Source organism: Sinomonas terricola, from assembly GCF_034931225.1.
Classification (GTDB): domain Bacteria; phylum Actinomycetota; class Actinomycetes; order Actinomycetales; family Micrococcaceae; genus Sinomonas; species Sinomonas terricola.
Map to the genome: position 1 here is coordinate 19,190 of NZ_JAYGGQ010000007.1, position 26,127 is coordinate 45,316.

Annotated in this window: 24 protein-coding genes; 15 read left to right on the forward strand and 9 right to left on the reverse strand. The window is 69.0% G+C overall.

What is annotated here, in order from left to right:
* Positions 1-82 precede the first annotated feature (82 nt).
* The gene (locus SPF06_RS10535) at positions 83-1,087 is read right to left on the reverse strand and encodes a LacI family DNA-binding transcriptional regulator (RefSeq protein WP_323279013.1); all 1,005 of its coding nucleotides are present in this window, start codon (positions 1,085-1,087) and stop codon (positions 83-85) included.
* 153 nt (positions 1,088-1,240) lie between these two features.
* Here SPF06_RS10535 and SPF06_RS10540 point away from each other — a divergent pair, with 153 nt between their 5' ends.
* From SPF06_RS10540 to SPF06_RS10570, 7 genes are all read left to right on the forward strand, one after another.
* Positions 1,241-2,167: a ribokinase gene (locus SPF06_RS10540; protein ID WP_323279014.1), complete on the forward strand. Its 927-nt coding sequence runs from the start codon at positions 1,241-1,243 to the stop codon at positions 2,165-2,167.
* 79 nt (positions 2,168-2,246) lie between these two features.
* Positions 2,247-3,287 (forward strand): BMP family lipoprotein, encoded by a 1,041-nt coding sequence (locus tag SPF06_RS10545; protein ID WP_323279015.1) that lies wholly within the window; start codon positions 2,247-2,249, stop codon positions 3,285-3,287.
* Positions 3,288-3,326: 39 nt separating this feature from the next.
* A complete protein-coding gene (locus SPF06_RS10550; protein ID WP_323279016.1) occupies positions 3,327-6,179 on the forward strand; it encodes an ATP-binding cassette domain-containing protein in 2,853 nt (950 codons plus the stop codon).
* 1 nt (position 6,180) lies between these two features.
* Positions 6,181-7,137 carry an ABC transporter permease gene (locus SPF06_RS10555; protein WP_323279017.1) on the forward strand — a complete coding sequence of 319 codons (957 nt, stop codon included), beginning with the start codon at positions 6,181-6,183 and terminating at the stop codon, positions 7,135-7,137.
* Positions 7,138-7,169: 32 nt separating this feature from the next.
* On the forward strand, positions 7,170-8,159 hold the full coding sequence (locus SPF06_RS10560) for a nucleoside hydrolase (RefSeq protein ID WP_323279018.1): 990 nt from the start codon (positions 7,170-7,172) through the stop codon (positions 8,157-8,159).
* 55 nt (positions 8,160-8,214) lie between these two features.
* A complete protein-coding gene (locus SPF06_RS10565) occupies positions 8,215-9,189 on the forward strand; it encodes a nucleoside hydrolase (protein WP_323279019.1) in 975 nt (324 codons plus the stop codon).
* Positions 9,189-10,400 carry an amidohydrolase family protein gene (locus SPF06_RS10570; RefSeq protein WP_323279020.1) on the forward strand — a complete coding sequence of 404 codons (1,212 nt, stop codon included), beginning with the start codon at positions 9,189-9,191 and terminating at the stop codon, positions 10,398-10,400. Before SPF06_RS10565 ends, SPF06_RS10570 begins: the two co-directional genes overlap by 1 nt.
* 51 nt (positions 10,401-10,451) lie before the next feature.
* Here SPF06_RS10570 and SPF06_RS10575 read toward each other — a convergent pair whose 3' ends face one another.
* Together SPF06_RS10575 and SPF06_RS10580 are read right to left on the reverse strand one after the other, a co-directional pair.
* The gene (locus SPF06_RS10575; protein WP_323279021.1) at positions 10,452-11,708 is read right to left on the reverse strand and encodes an MFS transporter; all 1,257 of its coding nucleotides are present in this window, start codon (positions 11,706-11,708) and stop codon (positions 10,452-10,454) included.
* A 179-nt stretch (positions 11,709-11,887) separates the two neighbouring features.
* Complete coding sequence (locus SPF06_RS10580; protein ID WP_323279022.1) at positions 11,888-12,346, reverse strand: hypothetical protein; 459 nt, start codon at positions 12,344-12,346, stop codon at positions 11,888-11,890.
* A 135-nt stretch (positions 12,347-12,481) separates the two neighbouring features.
* Here SPF06_RS10580 and SPF06_RS10585 point away from each other — a divergent pair, with 135 nt between their 5' ends.
* Both SPF06_RS10585 and SPF06_RS10590 read left to right on the forward strand, forming a co-directional pair.
* Complete coding sequence (locus tag SPF06_RS10585) at positions 12,482-13,381, forward strand: ABC transporter ATP-binding protein (protein WP_323279023.1); 900 nt, start codon at positions 12,482-12,484, stop codon at positions 13,379-13,381.
* Positions 13,378-14,190, forward strand: coding sequence for an ABC transporter permease (locus SPF06_RS10590; protein ID WP_323279024.1), 813 nt, complete (start codon positions 13,378-13,380; stop codon positions 14,188-14,190). The genes SPF06_RS10585 and SPF06_RS10590 overlap by 4 nt, the downstream gene beginning before the upstream one ends.
* Positions 14,191-14,248: 58 nt before the next feature.
* On the opposite strand, the gene SPF06_RS10595 is transcribed toward SPF06_RS10590, so the two are convergent.
* From SPF06_RS10595 to SPF06_RS10615, 5 genes are all read right to left on the reverse strand, one after another.
* A complete protein-coding gene (locus SPF06_RS10595; RefSeq protein ID WP_323279025.1) occupies positions 14,249-14,812 on the reverse strand; it encodes a flavodoxin domain-containing protein in 564 nt (187 codons plus the stop codon).
* A gap of 94 nt (positions 14,813-14,906) precedes the next feature.
* On the reverse strand, positions 14,907-15,668 hold the full coding sequence (locus SPF06_RS10600) for a hypothetical protein (RefSeq protein WP_323279026.1): 762 nt from the start codon (positions 15,666-15,668) through the stop codon (positions 14,907-14,909).
* A 185-nt stretch (positions 15,669-15,853) separates the two neighbouring features.
* Positions 15,854-16,249: a hypothetical protein gene (locus SPF06_RS10605; RefSeq protein WP_323279027.1), complete on the reverse strand. Its 396-nt coding sequence runs from the start codon at positions 16,247-16,249 to the stop codon at positions 15,854-15,856.
* Positions 16,250-16,361: 112 nt separating this feature from the next.
* Positions 16,362-16,814, reverse strand: a complete 453-nt coding sequence (locus SPF06_RS10610) for a hypothetical protein (RefSeq protein ID WP_323279028.1) — start codon at positions 16,812-16,814, stop codon at positions 16,362-16,364.
* 138 nt (positions 16,815-16,952) lie between these two features.
* Positions 16,953-18,380, reverse strand: coding sequence for an aspartate ammonia-lyase (locus tag SPF06_RS10615; protein ID WP_323279029.1), 1,428 nt, complete (start codon positions 18,378-18,380; stop codon positions 16,953-16,955).
* Positions 18,381-18,510: 130 nt separating this feature from the next.
* Between SPF06_RS10615 and SPF06_RS10620 the strand changes: the two genes are divergently transcribed.
* The 3 genes from SPF06_RS10620 (at position 18,511) to SPF06_RS10630 (ending at position 21,283) form a co-directional block, all read left to right on the forward strand.
* Positions 18,511-19,842: a dicarboxylate/amino acid:cation symporter gene (locus SPF06_RS10620; protein WP_323279030.1), complete on the forward strand. Its 1,332-nt coding sequence runs from the start codon at positions 18,511-18,513 to the stop codon at positions 19,840-19,842.
* Entirely contained in the window at positions 19,842-20,576 is a 735-nt protein-coding gene (gene cuyB / locus SPF06_RS10625; protein WP_323279031.1) for a cysteate racemase, read from the forward strand. The genes SPF06_RS10620 and cuyB overlap by 1 nt, the downstream gene beginning before the upstream one ends.
* Positions 20,577-20,641: 65 nt before the next feature.
* Positions 20,642-21,283 (forward strand): GntR family transcriptional regulator, encoded by a 642-nt coding sequence (locus tag SPF06_RS10630; protein ID WP_323279032.1) that lies wholly within the window; start codon positions 20,642-20,644, stop codon positions 21,281-21,283.
* 156 nt (positions 21,284-21,439) lie between these two features.
* On the opposite strand, the gene SPF06_RS10635 is transcribed toward SPF06_RS10630, so the two are convergent.
* Complete coding sequence (locus SPF06_RS10635) at positions 21,440-22,666, reverse strand: MFS transporter (protein ID WP_323279033.1); 1,227 nt, start codon at positions 22,664-22,666, stop codon at positions 21,440-21,442.
* A 268-nt stretch (positions 22,667-22,934) separates the two neighbouring features.
* Here SPF06_RS10635 and SPF06_RS10640 point away from each other — a divergent pair, with 268 nt between their 5' ends.
* From SPF06_RS10640 to SPF06_RS10650, 3 genes are read left to right on the forward strand one after another with little or no spacing between them, the layout of a single operon-like run.
* On the forward strand, positions 22,935-23,894 hold the full coding sequence (locus SPF06_RS10640) for a cyclase family protein (protein ID WP_323279152.1): 960 nt from the start codon (positions 22,935-22,937) through the stop codon (positions 23,892-23,894).
* 57 nt (positions 23,895-23,951) lie between these two features.
* The gene (locus tag SPF06_RS10645) at positions 23,952-25,076 is read left to right on the forward strand and encodes an FAD-dependent monooxygenase (protein ID WP_323279034.1); all 1,125 of its coding nucleotides are present in this window, start codon (positions 23,952-23,954) and stop codon (positions 25,074-25,076) included.
* 41 nt (positions 25,077-25,117) lie between these two features.
* Complete coding sequence (locus SPF06_RS10650) at positions 25,118-26,122, forward strand: fumarylacetoacetate hydrolase family protein (protein ID WP_323279035.1); 1,005 nt, start codon at positions 25,118-25,120, stop codon at positions 26,120-26,122.
* Positions 26,123-26,127: the final 5 nt, after the last annotated feature.

Sequence of the window (26,127 nt, forward strand, 5' to 3'; positions counted from 1 at the left end):
GATCGAAGCGTGAGATCTCGTCGTCGCGAACGTCCCATTCCGACGAGATTTCACGCTTCGCTGCGGCTGCGGCCCTCCCAGTTCACTCCGGCTCGGCGCCGGTCGACTCGCGCACGATGAGCTGCGGCGTGAAGATGCATTTGCGCGCCGAGCTCTGGCCGGGGCCGCCGTCAAGAAGACGGATGGCCTCGCGCGCCATCTCCTCGACGGGCTGTCGCACCGAGGTCAGCGTGGGCGATGTGATGCGGCCCATCATCGAGTCGTCATAGCTCACGACCTTGACATCGTCTGGCACGCGGACGCCCGCATCTTTGAGAACGGTCAGAACGCCGACGGCGATGAGGTCCGCACTGCAGATGATCGCGTCCGGAAGCGCCCCGCTGTCGAGGAGCCGCCGGCCCGCCTCGAGGCCCCAGTCGACGTTGTACTCGCCGAGGAGCTCCCAGTGCTCGGAGAGGTGCGGCGTGCTCGCGAGCGCGCGGAAGGCCTCGAGGCGTTCGACTGCGGTGCTCGTCGTCGCGCGCGAGCCGACGTAGGCGAAGCTCTCGCAGCCCAGGGCGCGGACGTGCTCTATCATCTGGCGCAGGCCGTCGCGGTTGTCCGTTCCGATGAAGTCTGTTCCCGCGCTGGCCACGTAGCGGTCGAACTGCAGAACGGGCCGCTGCCCGGATGCCGAGCGGAGCGCCTCGGCGGAATCCGTCGCTGACACGGGGATCACGATGAGCCCGTCCACCATGCGGCCCAGGAGCAGGGCGATGCGGTCGGCTTCGATCGCGGGGCTGTCCCGCGCGTCGCACAGGATGAGGGAGCGCTGGGTCTCCGCGAGCACGCCTTCGAGGGCCTCGACGACGCTGATGAAGTAGGGATTGCTGATCGAGGGCACGACGACGCCGATCGTCCCCGTGTGCTGGGTCCGCAGCGCCCGAGCCATGACATTCGCCGTGTAGCCGAGCTTGCGCGTCGCCTCCTGGACCTTGCGCGCAAGCGCAGGGTCGACCGATTCGTTGCCGGCCAGCACGCGCGAGGCGGTGGCCTGCGAAACCCCCGCCTCGGCCGCCACATCCCGGACTGTGACCCGACGGTTCACCGCGACCTCCGCTGCACCTTCACGCTGCCCTTCCTCTCACGGCCCGTCATGCTGTGTCGCTCGACACGCCGGGACTTGACGTACATCACATTCTGGCCCCATCATCGCTGGAGTTCAAGAATACGTTTTCTGAGATTCAACGGAGATTCACGAATGACCCCAGACAATGGGCCAGAGATCGTCATCATCGGCAGCGTCAATCTGGACCTCGTCGTGACGGTCCCAGCCCTGCCCCTTCCCGGCGAGACCGTCCTCGCGACGAGCTACGACGAGTTCGCCGGCGGCAAGGGCAGCAACCAAGCCATCGCGGCGGCACGGCTCGGCCGCCGCGTCGCGTTCGTCGGCCGGACGGGCGGAGACGCGGCGGGCGCCGTCGTGCGGAAGGCCCTCGCGGCCGAGGGCGTCGACGTGAGCCAGCTCGCGTCGATCCCCTCTGAGAAGACCGGGCGCGCGTTCGTCCAGGTCGACGAGCGCGCCGAGAATTCGATCATCGTCGCCGCGGGCGCGAATGCGCGCTTGAATGCGGACGACGTCGCCGGCGCGGCCGAGTGCGTTGGGGGCGCCGCCGTCGTCGTCGCCCAGCTCGAAGTACCCCTCGACGCGGTGCGGGCTGCGGCTCGCCTCGCCCGCGGCACCTTCGTGTTCAACCCCGCCCCGGCACGCCCGCTCGACCGCGAGCTCTTGGGCCTCGTGGACGTGCTCGTCGTCAACCAGGGGGAGTTCGAGGTCGTCACGGGAGAGCCAGCGGCCGACGACCCCTCCTCGATGGCCTCGGCAGTCGCACGGGCCGGCCTCCCCGGCTCCATCGTCGTCACGCTCGGGGCTCGAGGCGCCCTCGTCTGGCACGAGGGCGGGCTCCAGTCGGTGCCCGCGCCGGCCGTCCAGGCCGTCGACACGACCGGCGCCGGCGACACGTTCGTCGGAGCGCTCGCCGACGCGCTCGCCCGCAGCGAGGGCCTGCTCGACGCCGCGCGCTGGGCCGTCTGCGCGGCGTCGCTCTCGACGCTGTCCCTCGGCGCCACGACAGCCATGCCGCGCCCCGCACAGGTGGCGGAACTCCGCGCCCTGTCGGCGCACTGACCGGCGCACCACGGTCTCACTCAATTCCCACCCACCCCTTCATCCCCACCCCTTCCATCCCCAACACAGAGGAGCACCCATGAAGCTCAAGACACAGGCAGGCTTCGCGGCCCTCGCCGCGGCGTCCCTTCTTCTCACCGCGTGCGGCGGAACGTCCGGCGCCCAGTCGGCCGCGTCCGACGGCTCGAAGCGGCCCTCCGTCGCGAACGTCATCCCGGGCGCGCTTGGCGACCAGGGCTTCTTCGACGACGCCGCGGGCGGCATCAAGAAGATCGAGTCCGCGGGAAGCAAGACCCAGAACGTCCAGTCGGACGCGAGCAACCCCGCGCAGTGGAAGACCAATCTCGAGTCGGTCTCGACGGGCAAGTGGGACGTCGTCGTCACGGGCACGTCCCAGATGCACGACATCCTCGACCAGACTGCCCAGAAGTACTCGAAGCAGCACTTCATCACCTACGACGACGTCGTGAAGGAGCCGAACGTCGCCTCGATCGTCTACAAGCAGAACGAGGGCTCGTACCTTGCGGGCGTGCTCGCCGCTCTCGCCACGACGAACAAGGACAAGTTCCCGAAGGCAACGGGGTCGAAGGTCGTCGGCATCGTCGGCGGCATGGACATCCCCGTGATCAACGACTTCGTCGTCGGCTTCAAGAAGGGCGTCGAGACGGTCGATCCGTCGATCCAGGTCAAGGTTTCCTACGTGGGCGACTTCAAGGATTCGAACAAGGGCTTCGACCAGGCCAAGCTCATGTACAGCCAGGGCGCGGACGTCGTCTTCCAGGTCGCGGGCGGCGCGGGCATCGGCGTCCTCAAGGCCGCCGCGGCGGCCGGACGCTACGCGATCGGCGTCGATTCCAACCAGAACGCGATCCAGCCGGGCTTCGTCCTCGCGTCGATGCTCAAGCACGTGGGCGATTCGCTCGACTCGGCGGTGAGCGACTCTGCCGCGGGCAAGCTCAAGTACGGCGAAACCACGAGCTACGGCCTCGCCAACAAGGGTGTGGGCCTCGAGTTCGCGAACAACAGCAGCGCGGTTCCGCAGGACATCCAGGCGAAGATCGAATCCTTTGCCCAGCAGGTCGTCGACGGCAAGGTCCAGGTCCCCTCGGCCACGTCCTGACGGCCCCGAAGCCCATCCCTCCAAGAGACAGACTGGCACATGTCAACACCACTGCTTGAGCTGCGGGAGCTCACCAAGGCGTTCGGCGCGAAGATCGCCAACGACCGGATCTCCCTCACGGTCCAGCCCGGCCGCGTCCACGCGCTCGTCGGCGAGAACGGGGCCGGCAAGACCACCCTCATGACGATGATCGCGGGCACCGCACGCCCCGACGAGGGCACGATCCTCGTCGACGGCGTTCCCGCCGAGATCTCATCGCCGCAGAAGGCCTCCTCTCTCGGGATCGGGATGGTGCACCAGCACTTCAAGCTCGTTCCGTCCCTCACGGTCGCGGCCAACATCTTCCTCGGCCACGAGCTCCGCACGCGGTCGGGCCAGCTCGACACCGCGCGCATGGAGGCCGAGGTCGCGGCCCTGAGTGGGCGGTACGGGCTCGACATCGATCCGAAGGCCCGGGTCTCGACCCTCTCGGTCGGCCTGCGCCAGCGCGTCGAGGTCCTCAAGGCCCTGAGCCACGACACGCGGCTGCTCATCCTCGACGAGCCCACCGCCGTGCTGACCCCGAGCGAGAGCGACGACCTCTTCGAAGTCGTGCGCTCCCTCGCGGACAAGGGCTGCGCCGTCCTGTTCATCTCCCACAAGCTCGGCGAGGTGCTCTCGATCGCGGACGAGGTCACGGTCATCCGCGACGGGCGCACGATCGTCACCGTGCCCGCCGCGGGTCTCTCCGAGGCGGACATCGCGCGCATGATGGTGGGCCGCGAAGTCCTCCTCCGCGTCAAGCACTCCCCCGCCGATCCGCGGCACGAGGTCCTTGCGGTGCGCGGCCTCTCAGTCACGGACGGCCGGGGCGTGACGGCGGTCGACGGCATCGATCTTTCGGTCCGGGCCGGCGAGATCGTGGGCATCGCGGGCGTCGAGGGCAACGGCCAGTCCGAGCTCGCCGCTGCGATCGCCGGGATGAAGGAAGCGGATTCGGGCAGCATCATTCTGTGCGGCTCGGACGCGACCAGGGCGAGCGTCGCGACCCGAAGAGACCTCGGGCTCGGCTACGTGCCCGAAGACCGCCACGAGGAGGGAACCGCTCCCCAGCTGAGCGTGGCCGAGAATATCGCGGCGACGCACCTCGGGCCACCCGTCGCGCGCCGCGGATGGATCAGCACCCGCGCGATGAGGGATCTCGCGGAGAGGCTCATCAGGAAGTTCGACGTGCGCGGAGCGAACGCCGCGACGCCGATCGGCTCGCTCTCGGGCGGCAATATGCAGAAGGTCGTCATCGCCCGCGAGCTCGAATCCGAGCCCAAGCTGCTCATGGTCAGCCAGCCGACGCGCGGCGTCGACGTCGGCGCGATGGAGTTCGTGCACAACTCGCTCGTCGCCGCACGAGACAAGGGCGCCGCGGTGCTCGTGTTCTCGGCCGACCTCAACGAGGTCATGTCCCTGTCGGACCGGCTCCTCGTCATGTACCGCGGGCGCGTCGTCGCCGAGTTCACGCAGGAGACCATGAGCGAGACCGCCGTCAGCCTCGCCATGGCGGGCATCGCGCCCGATGCCGCCGCCGTCGAGCGCGCCGAGGCAGCCCACGAGGAAATCGCCGCGCACGTCGGAGCGCACGTGTCGACGGACGACGACGTCGACGCCGCCTGGGTCGCGGAAGCGGCGGCGTCCGCTGTGGCCGCGGCGCAGACGGCGAGCGCCACTGGGACGGCTGCCGCCGAGTCGACCCGAGCCGTCCGCGCACCGCAGATGGCCCCGCGCGGGCCAGCGCAGTGGCTCGGCGAGGCCGCGAAGAACGCGTTCACGAACTCGCTCCAGCCGATCATCGCGATCGCGCTCTCGCTGCTCGTCGGCGTCGTCATCATCCTCGCCCTCGGCGACGATCCCCTCGACGCCTACAACCAGCTCTTCTTCTCCAACTACACGTCGCCCGAAGGGATCGGCGGCGTCGTCTCGCAGTTCATCCCGCTCCTCGTCCTCTCCTCGGCCGTGATTGTGAGCTTCCGCGCGGGCCTGTTCAACATCGGCGGTGAGGGCCAGCTCTACATCGGCGCGTTCGCGGGCGCGTGGGCGGGCTTCAGCTTCCCCGGGCTTCCGGGCCCGCTGCATGCGCTCGTCGTCCTCGCCTGCTCGTTCGCGGGCGGGGCAGCGTGGGGCCTGATCCCCGGCGCGCTCCTCGCGCTGTGGCGCGTCGACATCATCGTCACGACGCTCATGATGAGCTCGATCGCGGTGCTCCTCACGGGATATTTCGTGACCGGCCCGTTCAAGGACCCGTCGGCCGGCCTCGCGGGCTCCCCCAAGGTCGCGGCGGACTCGCTCCTGCCGATGTTCAGCGGCGACTACGGCGTGGGCCTCGACCTCGTACTCGCGCTTGTCGCGGCGATCGTCCTCGGCCTCATCCTCACCCGCTCGGTGTGGGGCCTCAAGGTCCGTGAGCTCGGGCAGCTCAACCACTTCGCGGCCTACTCGGGCGTCAACACGAAGCGGCTCAGCATGGAGGTCATGGCGCTCTCGGGTGCGGTCTCCGGGCTCGCGGGCGGGATCCTCGTGCTCGGGCCGAACCTCGGCCGCTTCCTGCAGTCGTTCTCGCCCGGCTACGGCTTCCTCGGCATCACGGTCGCCCTGCTGGCAAGGCTCAACCCGTGGGCGGCGATCATCTCGTCCCTGTTCTACGCGACCATGATGGCCGGCTCGAACTCGATGCAGATCAACACGAACGTGCCGTTCCCCCTCGTGAGCGTCCTCCAGGGCCTCATCATCCTGACCATCACGGCGACGTTCGTCGTCAACCGACGCAGAAAGCGCCGCGCCGCCGACGCAGCGTCCGCGGGCACCCCGGCCGCGGCACCGACCGAGAACGTGTATGCCGCGGCGGCAGAAGGAGCGAAGTGACATGAACGACGTCTTGGGCCATCTCCTCACGGCAGGCACCCTCGCGGTGATCCTCATGAAGGTTGCCCCGATCCTCCTCGCAGCGATCGGCGGCGCCTTCACCCAGCAGGGAAACATCCTCAACATCGGCCTCGAAGGCATGATGCTCATTGGGGCCTTCGCGGCCATCTCGGTCGGCTCCCTCGCGGGCAACGCGTTCGTCGGCGTGCTCGCGGCCGTCGTCGCCGCGGTTTTGCTCGCTGCGCTCTACGCGCTCGCCACGCTCTACTTCAAAGCCGACTTCATCGTCGTCGGCATCGGCATCAACCTGCTCGCGGCGGGACTCACGGTCTTCCTCCTCCAGGTGCTCTACGGCAACTCGGGCGTGACGCCGCCCTCTGCCACGATCAATCTCCCGGGCATCCCGCTCGGGCCTATCGCGGACATCCCCGTGCTCGGGCAGGCCATCGCCAACCAGACCGCGCTCGTGTGGCTAGCGTTCCTGTGCGTGCCGCTCTACTCGTTCGTCCTGTACCGGACGCGCTTCGGCGTGCACCTCCGCGCAGTGGGCGAGGACGAGGGCGCCGCTGCCGCGGCCGGGATCAGCATCCGGCGGATGAAGTTCTCGAGCGTCCTCATCTCTGGCGCGCTGTGCGGCCTCGCCGGCGCCCAGCTCGCGATGGCCACGCTCGGCTCCTTCACGGCGGGCATGACGTCGGGCCGGGGCTTCATCGCCGTCGCCGCGCTCACGTTCGGCCTCGCGAAGCCCGTGCGGACGATGATCGCCTCGCTCATCTTCGGCGCGGCAGACGCGATTGCCGACCAGCTCGGCCTCGCGGGCGTCAATTCGAACCTCGCCCTCATGACGCCGTACATCATCACCGTCCTCGCGCTCGTCCTCGCCGGATTCCGCCTGCGCGGAGCTTGGGCGAAACGCGCCGTGGCAAAGCGAGCCGCGGCGAAGGCCCAGACGGCATGAGCGCGACTGACACGAGAGAAGGGAAATCCGCCATGAAGCACCGGATCGTCATGGACGTGGACACGGGCATCGACGACGCGATGGCGATCATGATCGCCGCCCTGCACCCGGACATCGAGCTCGCGGCCATCAGCTGCGTCTCGGGCAATGTATCCGTGGACAAGGTCCTCGCGAACACCCTCAAGGTGCTCGACCTCGTGGGGGCCCCCGAGATCCCCGTGGCCGCGGGCGCGACGCGTCCGCTCGTCGAGGAGCGCCGCGACGCCTCCCAAGTGCACGGCGCGTCTGGCCTCGGGGACCTCGTGCTCCCCGCGAGCGAACGCTCGCCCGCCGGCGTCCACGCCGTCGAGCTCCTCCGCCGCGAGATCCTCGCCTCCGAGGAGCCGGTCACGCTCGTCGCCCTCGCCCCGATGACCAACCTCGCGCTCCTCCTCCGCACCTACCCCGAGGTGACGGACAACCTCGCGCGCATCGTCTTCATGGGCGGCTCGGCGACGGTGGGCAACGCGACAGCGGTGGCCGAGTTCAACGTGTGGCACGACCCCGAGGCCGCCCATATCGTCCTCTCGAGCGGCGTGCCGCTCACGATGTACGGGCTCGACGTCTTCAACGAGGTCGCGGCCTCAGAAGAGGCCATCCGCACGCTGCGCGCGTCCGAGAACCGGGTCGCGCTGGCACTCGCGGATCTCCTCGGCTTCGAGATTCCCGGGCCTGACGGCAGCGGCCACGCCTACAACCTCATCGGTGACGCGGGCGCGGTGTGCGCGATCGTCGCGCCCGAGCTCTTCACGGTCGAGCAGTGGCCCGTCCGGGTCGAGCTCGCGCCGAGCCTGGGCCGGGGCCAGACGCTCGTCGACCGCCGTGCCCGCCCGGGCGAGGACGAGGTCCACGGCCCGTCCCGTGCCGCGTGGCCCGCGGTCGACGTCGTTCTCGCCGAGCGTCGGCCCGGCTCGGTGATCGAGCTGTTCCTCCGTACGCTGGACGTCAGGGAAGCGCTCACAAGCGTGCCATCCGACATCTAGCCTTTGTCCCACCGCTGCCTGACACTTCCGCGACCGCCGAAAGAAGGACCTCGCCATGACCGAACGCCGCCCGCTCTATCTCGACTGCGACACGGGCATCGACGACTCCCTCGCCCTCGCGTACCTCCTCGCGGCGCCGGGAGCAGACCTCGTGGGCGTCGGGACCGTGAGCGGGAACGTCGCGGCGGCGCTCGGCGCGGCCAACACGCTCGATCTGCTCGCGCTCGCGGGCCGCGACGACATACCGGTCGCCGTGGGCGAGCACGACTTCCAGGCCCGGGAGTTCGACGGCGGCGCTCCCCACGTGCACGGCGCGAACGGCGTGGGCGGGGTCGAGCTCCCGCGGACGACGACGGCGCCCGTCGCCGAGAGCGCGCCCGAGCTCCTCGTGCGCCTCGCCCGAGAGAACGCCGGTGACCTGCGCGTCGTCGCGATCGGCCCGCTCACGAACCTCGCGGCGGCCCTCCGCCTCGAGCCGCGTCTCCCCGAACTCGTCGCGGAGGTCACGATCATGGGAGGCGCCGCGCTCGTGCCGGGCAACATCAGCCCAGTCGCGGAGGCGAACATCGGCAACGACCCCGAGGCGGCCCGCGAGGTTCTGGCCGCACCGTGGAGCATCACGCTCGTCCCGCTCGATGTCACGATGGAGCACCTGCTCGAGGAGAGCCACCGCCAGGAGCTCCTCGCCTCGGAGCGGCCGCTCTCGCGCGCCCTCGGCGAGATGCTCGGCTATTACTACCGCTTCTACGAGGGCGTCTTCGGCCGCCCGTGCTCGGCGATGCACGATCCCCTGGCCGCCGCGATCGCCGTCGGCGCGGTCGGGCTCCGCACGGCGCCCGTCGTCCACGTCGAGGTGGACGCGACACAGGGCCCCGGCCGCGGCCAGACGATCTGCGATCTCCGCGGCCGCCACCTCGGCTACCCCGAGCAGCCGGGCGCCCACTGCCGCGTGGTCCTCGAGCTCGCAGAGGACTTCGCGCCGCACCTCGTGGACGCGATCGAGGGCCGGCTCTCGGCGGAGCGCGTGTGATGGCCGTGTCCTCGAAGAACGCGGGCGCGCTCCGCGGCATCCGGCTCTGGGACGGCCACGCTGACCGGGGCGCGCGCGACCTCGCCTGGGACGGCGACCGGATCCTCTCGGTCGAGCCGTCGCAGCAGGAGACGGACGGCTACTGCGTCATCCCGGGCCTCATCGACACCCACGTCCACCTCGGCGCGTACGCGGGAGCGGGGCACGTCGACTGGACGTCGTGGCCCCTCCTGACGCCGTGGGAGGAGCAGGTCTTCCACATCGCGGCCAACGCGCAGAAGGCCGCTCGCGCGGGGGTCACAACGCTGCGCGATCTCTCGGGCGACGAGCGGCAGCTCGCCGTCAAGCGGGTCTTCGACGCGGGCGTCCACCCGGGGCCGCGCGTCCTCGTGCACGGCGCCGTCGGCATGACGGCGGGGCACGGCGACCTCTTCATTCCGCCGCACTATCCCCATCGCGGCCGGGTCGCGGACAGCCCGGACGAGTGCCGCAAGCTCGTGCGCGAGTTCGCCCGCCTGGGCGCCGATGGCATCAAGATCTTCACGAGCGGCGGCGTGCTCTCGATGGGCGATCGGGTCGGCTGGCGGAACCAGACGATGGGCGAGCTCAGGGCCACGCTCGACGAGGCGCACGCGCTCGGCATGAAGGTCGCGTCCCACACCCACACGACGGAGGGGATCGAGATCGCGCTCGAGGTCGGCGTCGACTCGCTCGAGCACGGCACGGGCCTCGCCCCCGAGCAGTGGGAGCGCGTCGTCGCCCGCCGGATCCCGGTCGCTCCGACCCTCATGATCAACGACGTGATCGCGGAAGGCCGTGCGGCGGTGGGCGAGGAGGCGCGCGAGAAGGCGCGCGACGTCGTCGAACGCCGCAACGCGCGATTCGGCGACGCGGGCCGTGCGGGCGTGCGGTTCGTCCTGGGCACCGATGCGAACGGCGTGTTCGTCCAGTTCGGCGACCAGATGGAAGAGGTCCGCCTCATGGCAGCAATGTTCGGCTGGACGGCCGAGCGCGCGCTCGTCGCCGCGACGTCGGACGCCGCGGACGCGATCGGCCTCGGGGATCGCGTCGGGACTCTTGCGCCCGGCTTCGGCGTGGACTTCGTCGTGCTCCGCGGCGCGCCGTGGGAGCGCATCGAGGATCTGCGGGTCGAGAACATCGCCGCCGTGGTCTCGCGCGGTCGGCTCGTCGAGGGCTCGCTGCCGAGCTGAGCCGGGCGCTACCGCGCGAGGGATGACGGGGTGATCCGCTGTGCCAGCGGGTCACCCCTTCGCGTCGGCGGCCCAGCCCGTGAGCACCCAATTGGCGAGGCCGGCGACGACGACAATGCCCGCCGCGCCGCTCGGAACCGCGAGGGCGGCCGCCGGCCCCGCGGCCTGCGCGAGCGCGCCGGTGAACGCGGACGCCACGGACTGGCCCACGATGACGCCCGAGCCGAGGATCGTCATGACCGTCGCCGACCGACCCTGCGGGCTCCGATCGGCCCCAAAGCTGTACTGGGTCACGAGCGTCGGGCCGATCCCGCAGCCGATCACGAGGAGGACAGCGACCATCGCCGCAACCGAATCGACGAGCCCGAGGGCCAGCGCCCCCGCGAGCAGCACGGCCGCGAAGACGAGCCACCGCGCCCGGGGCGTGAACTGGGCGGGCATGAAGGCCATGGCAAGCGCGAACAGCGCGGACCCGACGCCCATCGCCCCGTACACGAGGCCGGCTTCCTCCGGGTGCCCGCGGGCCTCCATGAACGCCGTGAGCGACGTCAGCATCGAGCCGAAGAAGACGCCCACGCCGGTGGTGCCGAGGACGACGACGAGGAGCGCTGGCCTGAGCAGCTCAGACGCGGGTGCCTGGATGCGGTCCCGGGCCGTGCCGCCGTCGGACGCCACGGCGCTGCTGCGGTGCAGCGCGAATCCGCTCACGAACACCATGTTGAGGATCGCGCCGACGACGACGGGCATCGCGGCGCTCGTCGTCGTCGCGAGGATCCCGACGACGAAGGGGCCGAACACGAAGACGACCTCGTCCGCCGTCGATTCGTAGGCCATCATGCCGTTGAGCACGCGGATTCTGCGCGCGCTCGTGATCTTCCGCAGCGTGATCGCGACGAGGCGGCTCCGCGACATCGGCGAAACCTGGGGTGCCGTCGCGCCGATCGCAAAGCCGACGGCGAGCATCGCCGCGTCCGGGAGCGGGCTGTAGACGATCCACGACATGACGAGCAGTGCCGCGCTGTTCGCAAGGCCGGCTGCCAAGACGACGCGGCGCTGGCCGTAGCGATCCGCCGCTGCCCCGATGAGCGGTCCGAAGATGGCTCCGCCGACGCCGACCATCGCCGAATTGAGTCCGCCGAGCGAGAGGGATCCGCGGCCCGCAACCACGAGCGTCAGGACGCCCACGACCATCATCGCGAAGGGGAGGCGCGCCACGAAAGCGATCGGGAAATACGAGAATCCTGCGGCTTCGACGAGGCTCCGGGCCTCGCGCTCGGCTGTCCTCTTCGGTTCCTGCGTGCCTCGCACTCCCTCAGCCTTTCCCGCGGCGGTCCGCGCATCATGTGCCGCCTTGGGAGTCCCTCGCTGAGGGTGCCAGGTAGATACACCTCGTGGTGGTCCGGGGCCTTGCGGCGTTGCGCCGCGGGAGCCGGACGGGCGACGACGGTGGTCCGAAATCGCCCCTCCTCACCTTACCGCGCCGGAGCCTATTCGGTGCCGTCGGCCATCTGCCGCAGCTTCGCCTTGAGGGCCTTGAGCCGCTCGAATTGGAGGCGCTCGTACTGGTCCTGGATGAGCTGCGCGGGCGCGTGGCACGTTTCGACGTCGATGTCGTACCTTTCCGCGAGCTCGGAGCGCATGGAAGCCTCTGCCGCGGCCGCCTCGGGCGCGTGGTCCTTCCACGCGCGCGCGAGCATGTAGGCGTGGCCGATCCTGTACGGCGTCGCGCTCTCCCACCAGCCCGCGGCACGGGTCTCCGCGAGCTCTGCGACGGCCGCGTCCCTCTTGGACTCGAAGTCCTCGAACAGCTCGGCGATCTCGAGGGGAGAGTGATCCTCCATCTCCACGAGCTCGTCCGACGTCGCGAGCGAGAGCCGTTCCCCGAGGAGGTCGCCCGCCGCCACCGCGACGTTGAGCGCCTCGAGAACCGACTTGTTGTCTGCCATAGTCGTGCCTCTCTGCCCGATGGCCCCACGTCCGCCCCAGCGCGGACTCAGGTTGGGACCGTACATCAAGCGTAGTTCGAGACCAAAACGATGACATTTCTCCCGCTCGCGCGCTCGGTGCGCGATGCTCAGAACATGGCGGAACACCGAAACGATCTCGCGGTGCGGGTCCGTGGCCTGCGGAAGGAATACGGCGGCGTCGCGGCCGTCGACGGAATCGACGTCGACGTGGCTCGGGGCGAGACGTTCGTCCTGCTGGGCCCGAACGGGGCGGGCAAGTCGACGACCGTCGAGATCCTCGAGGGGTATCGACGCCGCACCGCCGGCGACGTCGAGGTTCTCGGCGTCGATCCGGCACACGGCAGTCTCGAATGGAAGGCCCAGCTGGGCATCGTCCTCCAGTCGACCGCGGAGAGCGGGCTCTACACCGTGCGCGAGCAGCTTGCGCATTTCGCGTCCTTCTATCCCACGCCGCGCGGAGTTGACGAGGTGATCTCCGCCGTCGGCCTCGAGGCTCAAGCCAAGACCCGGATCGCGAAGCTGTCAGGCGGGCAACGGCGTAGGGCCGACGTCGCCCTCGCGATGATCGGCAACCCGCAGCTCCTCTTCCTCGACGAACCCACCACCGGATTCGACCCCGAAGCCCGCCGCGAATTCTGGAGCCTCATCGAAGGCCTCAAGGCCCACGGCACGACGATCCTGCTGACGACGCACTATCTCGACGAGGCCGCGCGGCTCGCGGACCGCGGCGGGGTGATCGACCGCGGACGCCTTATCGCCGTCGGCCGCATCCACGAGCTCGGCGGCCCGGATGCGCGCGTCCCGCTCGTGCGGTGGACGGACGACGGCGGCGCGCGCCACGAGCGCCGCACCGAGCGGCCCGCTGCACTCGTCACGGCACTCGCCGAGAGCCTCGGCCACGAACCGGCCGAACTCGAAGTCATCCGCCCGAGCCTCGAGGACGTCTATCTCGGGCTTGTCGGCGCGCAGAAGGAATCCGCCGCGAGCGGTGCGGCCGAGGAGGAATACGCATGAGGACGATCCGGCTGGGACTCGCGCGGATCCGCTACGAAACGAAGGGCTACTTCCGAGCACCGGACACGGTGTTCTTCTCCTTCCTGTTCCCGATCGTGATGCTCGGCATTTTCACGGCCGCATTCAGCCGGGCGGGCGACATCCGCCCTGGGCCCGGGTCGGTCGATCACGTCTCGGTCGGCGCCTACTATCTGCCCGGCATGCTCGCGGCCGGCGTCCTCCTCTCGGGCGTGCAGAACCTTGCCGTGGATATCGCCGGCGAGAAGGGGGACGGGACGCTCAAGCGGCTCGGGGGTACCCCGCTCTCCCCCATCTCCTACTTCATCGGCAAGATCGGCCGAGTCTTCGCGACCGGGCTGCTCCAAGCCGCGCTACTCCTGATCGTCGCCCGCATCGTGTTCGACGTCGCGCTTCCCGATGAGTGGTCCGCGTGGGCCACGTTCGCGTGGACGTTCGTTCTCGGAACAGCTGCCTCGGCGCTGCTCGGCGTCGCGCTGTCCGCGCTTCCGCGCAGCAGTCGAAGCGCAACGGCCGTCGTGGTTCCGATCCTTCTCGTGCTCCAATTCATCTCGGGCGTGTACATCCAGTTCTCGATCCTGCCGACCTGGATGCAGAACCTCGCGAGCGCCTTCCCCATCAAATGGCTCGCGCAGGGCATGCGCGCGGCGTTCCTGCCCGACGCGTTCAAGGCGCTCGAGCAGCACGGCGCGTGGGATCTCGGATGGGTCGCAGTCTGGCTCGCCGTGTGGCTCGTCGTGGGCCTCGTCGCGAGCCGCCTCACGTTCCGCTGGATCCGCCGGGACGCCTGACGCGCTCGCGCGTTCCACCGGAAACCGAACTGCCGACCAGCGAGCCGACGTCGACAGGTCAGTCCTTCCCGGCCTCGGAGTGCAGGAGCTCGTCGGCGAGAGCCGTTCCCCAAGCTCGGGCGCGTTCCGTCTCGCCGGGCAGAAGGTGGCTGTCTCGGGTCACGAGGAAGCTCTCAGGTTCCGCGAGCTTCCGGAACCCGAGCCTTTCGAGCTTCTTGAGGATGCCTTTCGAGGCATGTCCGGTCAGCAGCTCCGGCATATCGAATCGGGTATCGAAGGATGCCGCCCAGCCGGAGTGCCGTCCCGGGCCCAGACTGTCGAACCATTCCCGGAGCCAAGGACCTTCTGCAGCAGGGTCGAGGTCAACGCCAGCCTCCGCGGCTGCTTTCGCTCCCGACTCTCGCAGCTGTGGCCGGCTCATACCGTGGGCGTGGGTTGGCCCGCCCGCGACGACGAGGGACACCCCCTCGAGGCTGTCTCCCGTGACCTGGGCAGCGGGGACTGCCGCAGCATCGACCGACGCTGCCCGGAGGCCTTCGGCGATGGCGTCCGCTATCGCATGCGTATTGCCGTAGATCGACTCGTAGACAACGAGGGCATTGTCCGTCTTGTTGCCGTCCATACGATCCAGTCTTCCCCGCAAGGCCCACCCGACCTAGGGCAGAAGGGCCCGCGGGAGCCGCCGACTTGTCACTCGACGCTCACCGCCGCCTGGCTCACCGCTGATCCCTTACGGAGGGCGTCTGGGGTACCTGCAGTTTGAGCAGGTGCACGACCCCCAATGCAAGGAACAGAAGGGAGAGCGCGAGCCAGGGCCAGAACGACACGGGGTCGAAGCCCAGGCCGAGTAGCGCCTTTGCAGGCTCCACGGCCGCGAGGGGCAGGATGATGGTGAACCCGAGGACGAAGGCGGACGGCGGCAGCAGGAGCCCGATCCTTCCTCCGCGGAAGGCGTCGACGGCGAGGATGAGGAAGGCGGGCATGATGAGGCACAGGTCCAGGACGAAGATCGAGTAGGTCGTGTCGATCTTCTGCCGGGCCGCCATGAGCGGCAGCAGCGTGGCGATCCAAAGCGGATAGAACATGAGGGGCTGAAGGAGCGCGCCCGCGGCGGAGACGAACCGCACGCTCCTTGGGAGCCGCACCCGCGGATTTTCCCTGGCGAGCGCCATTGCCTCGTAGACCACGGCCCAGAAGGACAGAGCGAAGACTGCCATGTAGACCAAGTACAGGCTGTTGTAGACGCGCTCGATCACGTAGATGCCGTAGGCGTAGGCGAGGAAGCCCAGAAGGCCCAGCGCAACGAGCCCGACCTTCGGGCGATCAGGCCTGGCTACGGCTGCCAGTGCGAGAACAGTCAGAGCGACCACCGCCGACACCGCGTCCTGCGAAAAGGCCCCCGGCAGGTAGCGGGCCTGGACCAGGCCGTCGTAGACCGACGGGGCTGCGAGGCTGTAGATCGCGGCGAGCAGCGTCAAGAGGCCCGTCAGTGCCCATATCGTCCGCCTGACCGCGCCCCTCTCTGCTGATGCAGCATGGACCGTCCCCGGCTGCGGGACTTCCCGGACCTTCGCCCTATCGCGGAATCGTCTGGTCCGGTTGCCCTTTCGGGACTCCCCGGAGATCCCACTGACCCCTGCGGTGCTCACCGCCCCCGGCCCCTTTAACCCATCACCTGGTGGTCGACCCAGCGCTCGAGCGGGGGCACGAGCAGCAGCGCGGCCACGACTCCGACCATCAGCAGGTGCACGAACGCGTTCCATGCCGTCGTCCCGACCGTCTCGCCGCCGTTCACAGCAGCGAACCAGTACGGCACGACGGTGATGAGCCCGAGCCCGGCCGAGCCGAGCGCCGCGTACTCCCACCAGCCCCACCGGGCGAACAGCGCCCAGGTGGCGGCGCAGAAGCCAAGGACGGTTACCAGACTCAGCACCATCGTGAGGCCCCACAGCGCACCGGACGTGCCCACACCGCGGGTGGCGAAGGTAGGCGTGAGCCAGAGCCAACTGCTCCCGGCCAACAGAAGGGCGATCCCGCCCAGGGTGCGAAGAGTGAACATCTTCCTTACCTCCTGCATCCAGCCTCCTCCCCGCCGGGACTCGGTCCCAGTGCCCAATGGCCCGCCTCCTCGGAGCCCGGAGCCTTCCCGAAGCACTCACAGGAAGCGTGAGCTACCTGCGGGTGGACAGACGGCCCGGTCCGCCGAGTTCGAGCCGGGGAAGCCACGACACGATGCCAAGGAGTGCGAACGTCAGTGCCAGCTGAAGGACGCCCGCGGCGAAGTACAGGACCTGAAGCCAGCTGAACCCTAGGATCATCATGACCTCGGTCGTGATCCAGATGATCATCCCGAAGCCGGCAACGGCGCTCCACAAGAGCGACGAGGGCGCACGCCGGACCAGCTGGACGGCCGCGACGGTTTGGGTGCCGCCGACGACCACCAGCAGGATCAGGGCTGGCAGCACGAATGATCTGAAGGGGGTGCTGTCCAGGATGCTCCTCGGGGCGCCGAGGCCGTCGGTCAGCAGCGCACCCGCGCCACCGCCAATCGCCGAGAGGGCATTGAACCCAGCCACGGCAATGGCAAGCCGCCACTCCAGTCTTGTGAGCTTTTCCCCGCGCATCGAACGCCCGTCCTCTCCGAGCCTTGGGCGGACAGCGCCGTCCTCCTCCTCACGAAGTTACCGACCCGCGCGTGCACCGGCTTGAGTCCTTGGTCACAGGGGCGAAACCCGCACGCGGGCCCAGGGACCGGCTTGCGGTCAGCTGACGCCTGTGACGACGTTCTGGCCGACGGCCCTCGGGGGTGTGGCCAGTGATGCGGGACTGAGGAGGGCCTCGAGCTCATCTGGGGAGATGAGTCCCTTCTCGAGGACGAGTGAAGTGATTGTCCGACCCGTGAGGAGTGCTTCCTTGGCGACCACCGTTGCTGCCTCGTATCCGATGATGGGGTTGAGGACGGTGACGGTGCCGATGCTGTTCTCGACCTGGGAACGGAGGAATCCGGCGTTGGCGGTGATTCCGTCGATGCACAGCTCGGCGAGGGTGATCGCGGCCGCAGCGAGCCGCCGGCAGCTCTTCAGGACCGAGTAGCCGATGACGGGTTCGAAGGCGTTGAGCTGGAGCTGTCCGGCTTCGGCTGCCATGGTCACCGTGAGGTCGTTGCCGACGACCTCGAAAGCGACCTGGTTCACGAGCTCGGGAATGACCGGGTTGACCTTCCCGGGCATGATGCTGGATCCGGCCTGCCGTGGCGGGAGGTTGATCTCCGACAGGCCGGCGCGGGGGCCCGATGACAGCAGCCGCAGGTCGTTGCAGACTTTGGAGAGCTTGACGGCGATCCTCTTCAGGACTCCAGAGAACTGCACGAAGGAGCCGCAGTCCTGAGTGGCCTCCACCAGGTTCGGCGCCGTCTGCAGGGGCATGCCAGTGATCTTCCGCAGATGCGCGCAGGCCCTCTCCGCGTACCCCGGTGCCGCAGTGATGCCGGTGCCGATCGCGGTGGCTCCGAGGTTGATCTCATGGAGCAGCCCGGTGGCGTCCTGGAGGCGATGCTGGTCCTCGTCCACCATCACCGCGTAGGTCGAGAATTCCTGTCCCAAGGTCATCGGGACGGCGTCCTGCAGCTGAGTCCGCCCCATCTTCACAACCCCCGCGAACTCCTCCGCCTTGCGTTCGAACGAAAGGCGGAGTGTGTCCATCGCGGCCAGGAGCTGACGGGCTGCGAGCACCGTGGCGATGCGAAGAGCCGTCGGATAGACGTCATTGGTGCTCTGGCCGCGGTTGACGTGCTCCAACGGCGAGAGGGCCCGGTAGTCGCCGCGCTCAAGGCCAAGGATCTCCAGCGCCCTGTTGGCGATGACCTCATTGGCGTTCATGTTGGTCGACGTGCCGGCCCCGCCCTGGATGGGATCGAGGATGAACTGCTCATGAAGGGCTCCCCCGCGAATCTCCTGGCAGGCTGCCACGATTGCGGAACTCAGCCGCGGGTCCACGACGTCCAGATCTGCATTGGCGAGCGCCGCGGCCTCCTTCACGCAGGCCAGCGCCTCGATCAGCTCGGGGAACTGCGAGATGGACGTGTCCGTCACCCGGAAGTTCTCATGCGCCCTGGCCGTGTGGACCCCGTAGTAGGCCTCGGCCGGCACCTCGAGCGTGCCGATCAGGTCCTTCTCGTTCCGTGTCTCCATCAGACGTTCATGCTCCTGTTCCTCGTTCTCGGGCTGCCGCCCTGCCGCTCGCGGAAGGGGTTGACAGTGCTTCGCATCACATTATGATTGTCCTCATTCCACATGCAATACGCAATATATTGGAGGCAACATGATGCAGATGCAATGGCTCGGGAAGGACGCCGAGCCGAAAAGGCGGCGCTTCTGGGAACTGCCGCTGGGGGTCTGGTCGCTGCTGGCCGTCGGGGCAGGTGCGCTGCTGGGCACCGTGGCCCCGAGCGTGGGCGAGGGCATGAAGATCCTCGGCGACGTCTTCCTGAACATGGTCCAGATGGTGGTCATCCCGCTAGTGTTCCCGCTCATCGTGCTCGGCATCTCGCGGATGGAGTCGGTGAAGAAGGTCGGGCGCATCGCCGGCAAGGCGATCCTCTACTTCGAGGTCGTCACCACGCTGATCCTCCTCCTGGCCGTCACCTTGGCCAAGCTCCTCGGGGTCGGCAAGGGCGCACCCGTCGGGGGCGCCGACCCCTCCCAGCTCTCCAAGCTCAGCAGCGGCGTGGACTTCATCGGGCTCATCCTCCACGCGGTGCCGAAGAACATCTTCGCCGCCTTTGGCGAGGGCAATCTGCTGGCCACGATCACCTTCGCCGTGTTCATCGGCATAGGCATGGCAGCCCTGGGAGACCGCGTGCAGCGAGTCGAGGAGTTCCTCGACGGCATCGCACAGATCATGTTCAAGGTCGTCGGCTACGTGGTGCGCTTCGCCCCGTTCGGCATTCTCGGGTTCATCAGCTACGACGTCGCGCACTACGGATTCGGCAAGCTCGGCACGCTCCTGGGATTCATTGCAGCCGTCTACGCGGGCCTGGCGATCATCCTCGGCGTGATCTTCCCGATCATCGCCGCCGTGTTCCGGGTCCCCTACTTCCCGCTCCTGAAGGCGATCGGAGGCCTTGCCGGCATCGCCTTCGTCACCCGCAGCTCCGAAGCCGTCCTCGCCCCGTTGCTCCAGCGGCTCGAAGGATTCGGCCTGCGCCGTTCCACCACGTCCTTCGTCGTGCCGCTGGGGTACTCGTTCAACACGGACGGCTCGGTGCTCTACCAGGCAGTCGCTCTCGTCTTCATCGCCAACGCGTACGGCCTGGCCACGGACCTCCCGTCGCTGCTGCTCATGGTCGGGGTGCTCGTGATCCTCTCCAAGGGCATGGCAGGGGTCGCCTCCGGCTCCATCGTCGTCCTCCTCGCCGCAGGCAACACCCTCGGGCTCCCGCCCCAGGGCGTCGCGCTCCTGCTCGGCGTGGACTTCATCGTCGACATGGCCCGCACTGCCGTCAACGTGGTCGGCAACTCGCTCGCCGCCGCCGTCGTCGACGGCTCCGAGCTCAAGGCCGAGCAGAGGAGAGGCGCCGCTGTCGCCGCCGAGACGCCGGCGGACGCCCATGTTCTGGAGGCCGCGACCGCCGCGGCCGGATCGGAAAGGTGATGCAACCACAAGAGCCGGTCATCGGCATCCTCGGCGGCATGGGCCCGGCCGCAACAGCGGACTTCTACACCAAGCTCGTTCGCCACACCCGGGCCCATCGGGACCAGGACCATCCCCGCACCGTGATCTGGTCGGACCCGACCATCCCGGACCGGACCGATGCGCTTCTGGGCCTGGGCGAGGACCCGACCCCGTGGATGCTGCGCGGCCTGAAGCATCTAGAAGAAGTTGGGGCCACGCTCATCGCTGTCCCGTGCAACACGGCCCATGCCTTTGTCCCAGAACTCCAGGCCCATACCGGCGTGCCCATCCTGCACATGATCGAGGAGACGGTGGCGCTTCTCGCTGCCAGCGGCGTCACCACGGCCGGCCTGCTGGCGACCACCGGCACCTGCCGCACGGAGCTCTACCAGGGATCCGCGCAGCGATGGGGCCTCACAGTCCAGGTCCCGGGCCACGAGGCCCAGCAGAAGGTGATGGACGCCATTCAGCAGATCAAGGGCGGACGGCCCTCCGTAGCCGCTGCCGCGCTCGTCCAGGCCGCCCAGGAGCTGCAGGCCCAAGGCGCCCAGGCTGTCATAGCGGGCTGCACGGAGATTCCCCTGGCCCTGTCAGAGGAGATGCTGCAGGTCCGCCTGGTCGACCCCACGGCTGTGCTGGCCGAGGCGGCCCTGCGCCGGGCAGGCTTTGCCCTGTCCGGCGCAGAGTCCCCGGTCGGTGCTGTCCCTTCCTGAACAGAACGCAGTATCCAATGTATTGTGTGCACATGTCGTCCATCGATCGAATAGACCGCCGCCTGATGAGCGACGAAGCGTATGACCGCATCCGGAACGCCATCGTCACCGGCGACCTCGCCCCTGGCGAACGGGTCAAGGACACCGAGCTGGCAGAGCGCATGGGCCTGAGCCGGACTCCGGTCCGCGAAGCCTTGTCCAAGCTCGCCGAGACGGGCCTGATCGAGGCCAAGCCCGGCGTCTATACCCGGATCGCCACCCTGGACAAGGACGAGGTCGCCCGCACGCTGGCGGTCCTGAAGGCCCTGGACGAGCTCGCCGTCCGCACCGGCACCCCGAACCTGACCGCCGCGGACCTGGAACTCATGAGGGAAATCAACGAGGAATTCGAGTCAGCCGTGGCCCGCAGCGACGTCCAGGCCGCGCTGGAGGCAGATGACCGCTTCCATGCCATCCCCATCGCCGCGGCCCAGAACCCCCTCATCGCGCGCGTCATGGACCAGCTCCACCCGCAGATCCACCGCATCCTCTACCGGAAGTTCTCCACCCTCTACGGCGCCCAGAACACGGGCGGCCACCACCGGGACCTCATCACGATCCTCGAATCCGGCGACGCAGAGGAGGCCGCGAAGCGCTCCGGAGCACACTGGGTCGAACTCGGCGGGCTGATCGACGAGCTCTTCGCCAACGCCGAACTCACAGCCTGAACCCGACCGGCGTCTCCGCGGGACAGCTTGGATCACCGCAGGCGGCGATCTCCGCCGCCTGCGGTGATCCATCCGGCCAAGAAGGCGATGGCTCTTGCCTCACCGTCCCGCATTGGCGGTTAGGCCCCGGAATAGCCGTGCGACCGGGCCTTCTCTTCAGGCGGACTCATTGGTCGGGCCGTGGCGCCCTCCCGGACGGGTGAGCAGGGCGATGAGCGCCGCAAGGGCCGAGAGCACCCCGAGAACGCCGAGCGCGGCCTGGAGCCCTCCGATGGTGGAGGCGGCAATTCCGAGCACGATGGGCGAGACGAACTCGCCGATGTACAGAACACCGGTCCAAATCCCGGTCCCGCGGCCGCGCTGCTCGAGCTGCAGGCCGGAGACAGCCCAGGTGAGCAAGGTTGGAAGGAGGAGTCCGGTGCCTGCGCTGGTGACGACGGCTCCGATGAGGGCGAGGGGCACGGACACAGCGGTCCAGACTGCGATGAGGCCGATGCCGGCCAGGGCGAACGCGGCGGGGAGCAGGCGGGACGGGCCGGCTTTGGCGGCGAATCTGAAGGAGATGGCCCCTGCCGCGGTCGCAAGCGAGGCGACGGCAGTGCCTGCCCCGATTGCGCCGACGTCGGTGACTCCCAGGTTCGTCAGGACGTAGGGCAATTGGACGATGAGGGCGTAGAAGACGATCCCAGCGAAAAGGGTGACGGCGGATGGGGCCGCTATGTGCCGCCAAGGCACGGGGGCGGCCTTGGCCTTGGCGGAGTCCCGTGCAGGCTCCCACAGGACGAGCGCCATCGGTACGGCGATGACTGCGGCGGCGAGGTACAGCCAGAACGGCGCCCGCCAGCCGATGCTGCCCAAGACACCGCCGACGACGAAGAATGCGGTCGCGGCGAGGGTCGCCACCAGGACCTGCATGCCCAGGTACCGGTCGCGGTCCCTGCCTGTGTAGTAGTCCGTGATGAGGGTCGTGCAGACCGTCATGATCGCGGCCTCGGCGACTCCGACGCCGACGCGCGAGGCCAGGACGAGGACCAGCGAGTCGACCCAGAGCGGGGCCGTGCCGAAGACCGTGTAGGCGGCCATGGCCGCGATCAGGAGCTTCTTGCGGCCGACGCGGTCGGCGATCTGGCCCGCGACCGGGGCCAGGAGAGCGATGAGCAGTGCAGGGAGCGTCAGGACGACCGGGACCATAATCTCCGCCCCCGGAGTCGTGGCGAAGGCCTTCGTCATCGTCGGCAGGACCGGCGCGAGCAGCACTGCTCCGAGCACCGGCATGCAGCTCCCGGCAAGGAGCACCACCGCGGGGAGCCGACGTGGACGCACGGCCGTTCTAACGGCTTCCGCGCTCAGGACCGATTCGGTGCCAGAGGAGATGTTCTCCATTGAAATCCCTCTCGGGGTCTGTGAACTGTGACAGCCTTCACTGTCCGGCGATCCGGCCTTCCGCGGAACGGCGTGCCGCGGATAGCTGCTATCCGTGCCATGCATAGTCGCTTCATGCTCGCTCCAGAGCCTTGGGTATCCACGCCCTCGATACCTGCCATCAGCCGGAGGCTCTTCCTCCGGGCCAGCCCCGGGGGGAGAGTAGTGGCAGAAGTCACACCCGGGTCCGGCCGGTTGAGGGAGGAGTGCTGTGGATCGCGACGACGCGATGGCGAGCATCCAGGAGATGGCCGCCCGCTGCTGCAACTGGGGAAGGTGGGGAGAGAACGACGTCCTCGGCACCCTGAACTTCATCGATGAAGCCAAGCGCGTGGACGCGGCAGCCCTCGTGCGGACCGGAGAGGTGTTCTCTCTCGCCCAGGCCTTCGACTCGGAGGGTCCCCAGAACGGGTGGCGTCGGCGCACCAACCCCGTCCACACCATGACCGATACCGGCACAGATGCGGAATACGGCTCGCAGGGCTTCCCGCACGGCTTCGGCGGGGCGGATGACGTCATCTCGATGCCGCTGCAGTGCTCGACGCAGTGGGATGGCCTTGGCCACATCTTCGACCGCGGCCGGGCGTGGAACGGGCGACGCGCCGGGGAGGTCGTCACCTCCGCGGGCGACAGCGTGACGGGCATCGAGACCGCCGCCTCGCGGATCGTGGGCCGGGGCGTGCTGCTGGACCTGGGACGCGCCCTCGCGGACGGACTCGGGCTTGAGCGGGCAGAACTACCAGACGGGTTCGCGATCACCCCCGAAAACCTCGAGGCCGCGATCGAACGGCAGGGGGCATCGGCCGAGGTCGGGCGCGGCGACATCCTGGTGGTCCGCACCGGCCAGTACACAAGGGCTCGCCGCGAGGGCTGGGGCCATTACGCCGGCGGTCCAGCGCCCGGCCTGTCCTTCGCCTGCGCCCCGTGGCTGCACGAGCGGGAGGTGGCCGCGGTGGCGACGGACACGTGGGGCTTCGAAGTGCGGCCGAACGAGTTCAACGGGGCGTTCCAGCCCCTCCACCAGGTGGCCATACCGAACATGGGCCTCTTCGTGGGCGAGATGTGGAACCCAGATTCCTGGGCGGAGCACAGCGCGGACGACGGCCGGTGGGACGCGATGCTCTGCGCCCAGCCGCTGCCCATCACCGGCGCCGTGGGCTCTCCCCTGAACCCGCTGGCCATCAAATAGCTCTCATGCGTAGGGGGTGTCGGCACCGATGCCGACACCCGAGGAAAGGACACGATCTTGCCAGCAGCCCAGAAAGTCGGCATCGTCGGATCGGGAGTCGGCGGACTGGTCCTCGCCAGCCTCCTGGCGGACGCCGGCCTGGACGTCGAAGTGCTCGAGAGAACCGCAGGCCCCTCGGCTCTCGGCTCCGGGATCACCCTTCAGGGAAACGCCCTGAGGATCTTCCGCCAGCTCGGTGTCCTGCCCCAGATCCTGGAGAAGGGCTACCCGTTCGACACGCTCGGGCTCCGCGCACCCGGACCCGGCGCCGAGCTGCTCACCGTTCTCGACGACGTGCGCGTCGGAGGAGACGACCTGCCCGCGACGCTGGGCATCTACCGACCCGAGCTGGCCGCGATCCTCACCGAGCGTGCCCGCCGCGCCGGCGCCGCCATCCGCTACGGAACTCCCTTCGACTCGCTCCAGCAGGACGGGGAGCTGGTTACCGTCGCCCTCGCCGACGGAACGCGCGCATCCTACGAGCTGCTGGTCGGCGCCGACGGCCTCAATTCCACGGTCCGCTCCGCCATCGGCATCACGGACGGGCCCCGCGGGACCGGGATGGGCATCTGGCGGGCCTTCGTGCCGCGCCCAGCCGAAGTCACCCGCACCGACCTGTACTACGGGGGGCCCGCGTACATCGCCGGCTACTGCCCCACCGGCCCCGAGACCATGTACGCCTACCTCGTCGAGGACGCCCATGACCGCGACCCTGCCGACGGCCCGCGCGTGATGGCCAAACTCGCCGGCGCGTACGGCGGCCCCTGGCAGCACATCCGCGAGCACATCGACGCCGGGGCCAGAGTGAACTACACCCACTTCACCGCCCACATCGTCTCAGGCCCGTGGTACCGCGGCAGGGTGGTCCTGCTCGGCGATGCCGCCCACTCCTGCCCTCCCACGATCGCCCAGGGGGCGGCCATGGCTGCCGAGGACGCCGCAGTCCTCGCCGAGGAGATCATCGCGGCTCAGGGCTTCGAGGACTCCGTGCTGCTGCGGTACTGGGAGAGGCGCGAACCCCGCGCGAGAACAGTCGTCGAGGCCTCGGTGCAGCTGGGCGAGTGGATGCTCCAGCACCGCCAGGACGCCGACGTGCCCGGCCTCATACACCGAGTCTCGGAGACCGTCAGGGTGCCGGTCTGAGGGGCCCGGCCGCCCGACACCCCTGACTTCGAGGAAAACAGATGGCCAAGATCGCCCGATGGGCCCACGACGGCAGCATCCGCACCGGATTCGTCGCGGAAGGGCAGTGCTACGCGCTGCCCCGGGAGGCGGGCCCACAGGACCTGTTCGACGCCGGGCTGCCCGCGACGCTCAAGCTGGCTGCCGCGACCGTGTCGTCGGCCCGGCCTGTGCCCCTTGGGCAGGTTCGGCTGCTCGCCCCGCTGGCGCCGAGGACAATGAGGGACTTCGTCGCCTTCGAAGAGCATGTCGAGGGCGTGACCGCCAGCATCGATGGGGCAGCAGGGGTGGTCCCGGAATGGTACGAGGCCCCGACCTTCTACTTCACCAACCCGCACACCGTGCGCGCCACCCGAGAGACGGTTCCTATCCCCAGCGGCTGTCACCTGATGGACCTCGAAGCCGAGGTCGCCGCCGTCATCGGCAACGCCGAGAGCGTCACCGGGACGGACCTGGAGCCGGGCGAGGCCCACAGGATGATCTTCGGGTACACCATCATGAACGACTGGTCCGCCCGGGACGTCCAAAGCCGAGAGATGAGGGTCAGGCTCGGCCCCAGCAAGGGCAAGGACTTCGCCACCACGCTGGGGCCCTGGATCGTCACCGCCGACGAGTTCGAGGCCAGGCACGACGCGGAGGGGTTCCTGCCCCTGCAGATGACCGCGTTCATCAACGGCATCCCGCTCGGCAGCGACCTGCTCTCGAACATGGGGTGGCCGTTCGCCGAGCTGGTCGCCTACGCATCCCAGGACTCACTGGTCGTTCCCGGCGATGTCCTCGGATCGGGCACCTGCGCCCGCGGGTGCCTTGCGGAGCTCTGGGGGCGCAACGGCGGGCCGACTCCGCCCCCGCTCGCCGAAGGCGACACGGTCCGGATCGAGGTCGAGGGGATCGGTACCATCGAGAACACGGTCGGCGGCCGCCGCCGCGAGGGCATCCCCGCGTCCCCGGCACGGGCGCGCGGACGCAGCAGAGCCGGGGTGCCAGCCGCGAATCTCGCACGATAATCGTG

Bases quoted from the DNA above. Each gene is read 5' to 3' on its own strand.
- SPF06_RS10565 (WP_323279019.1), top strand. From the start codon at position 8,215: ATGACCGAACGCCGCCCGCTCTATCTCGACTGCGACACGGGCATCGAC.
- SPF06_RS10545 (WP_323279015.1), top strand. From the start codon at position 2,247: ATGAAGCTCAAGACACAGGCAGGCTTCGCGGCCCTCGCCGCGGCGTCC.
- SPF06_RS10650 (WP_323279035.1), top strand. From the start codon at position 25,118: ATGGCCAAGATCGCCCGATGGGCCCACGACGGCAGCATCCGCACCGGA.
- SPF06_RS10620 (WP_323279030.1), top strand. From the start codon at position 18,511: ATGATGCAGATGCAATGGCTCGGGAAGGACGCCGAGCCGAAAAGGCGG.
- SPF06_RS10595 (WP_323279025.1), bottom strand. From the start codon at position 14,812: ATGGACGGCAACAAGACGGACAATGCCCTCGTTGTCTACGAGTCGATC.
- cuyB (WP_323279031.1), top strand. From the start codon at position 19,842: ATGCAACCACAAGAGCCGGTCATCGGCATCCTCGGCGGCATGGGCCCG.
- SPF06_RS10590 (WP_323279024.1), top strand. From the start codon at position 13,378: ATGAGGACGATCCGGCTGGGACTCGCGCGGATCCGCTACGAAACGAAG.
- SPF06_RS10560 (WP_323279018.1), top strand. From the start codon at position 7,170: ATGAAGCACCGGATCGTCATGGACGTGGACACGGGCATCGACGACGCG.
- SPF06_RS10610 (WP_323279028.1), bottom strand. From the start codon at position 16,814: ATGCGCGGGGAAAAGCTCACAAGACTGGAGTGGCGGCTTGCCATTGCC.
- SPF06_RS10585 (WP_323279023.1), top strand. From the start codon at position 12,482: ATGGCGGAACACCGAAACGATCTCGCGGTGCGGGTCCGTGGCCTGCGG.
- SPF06_RS10605 (WP_323279027.1), bottom strand. From the start codon at position 16,249: ATGTTCACTCTTCGCACCCTGGGCGGGATCGCCCTTCTGTTGGCCGGG.
- SPF06_RS10630 (WP_323279032.1), top strand. From the start codon at position 20,642: ATGAGCGACGAAGCGTATGACCGCATCCGGAACGCCATCGTCACCGGC.
- SPF06_RS10640 (WP_323279152.1), top strand. From the start codon at position 22,935: ATGGCGAGCATCCAGGAGATGGCCGCCCGCTGCTGCAACTGGGGAAGG.
- SPF06_RS10540 (WP_323279014.1), top strand. From the start codon at position 1,241: ATGACCCCAGACAATGGGCCAGAGATCGTCATCATCGGCAGCGTCAAT.
- SPF06_RS10580 (WP_323279022.1), bottom strand. From the start codon at position 12,346: ATGGCAGACAACAAGTCGGTTCTCGAGGCGCTCAACGTCGCGGTGGCG.
- SPF06_RS10615 (WP_323279029.1), bottom strand. From the start codon at position 18,380: ATGGAGACACGGAACGAGAAGGACCTGATCGGCACGCTCGAGGTGCCG.
- SPF06_RS10555 (WP_323279017.1), top strand. From the start codon at position 6,181: ATGAACGACGTCTTGGGCCATCTCCTCACGGCAGGCACCCTCGCGGTG.
- SPF06_RS10570 (WP_323279020.1), top strand. From the start codon at position 9,189: ATGGCCGTGTCCTCGAAGAACGCGGGCGCGCTCCGCGGCATCCGGCTC.
- SPF06_RS10635 (WP_323279033.1), bottom strand. From the start codon at position 22,666: ATGGAGAACATCTCCTCTGGCACCGAATCGGTCCTGAGCGCGGAAGCC.
- SPF06_RS10550 (WP_323279016.1), top strand. From the start codon at position 3,327: ATGTCAACACCACTGCTTGAGCTGCGGGAGCTCACCAAGGCGTTCGGC.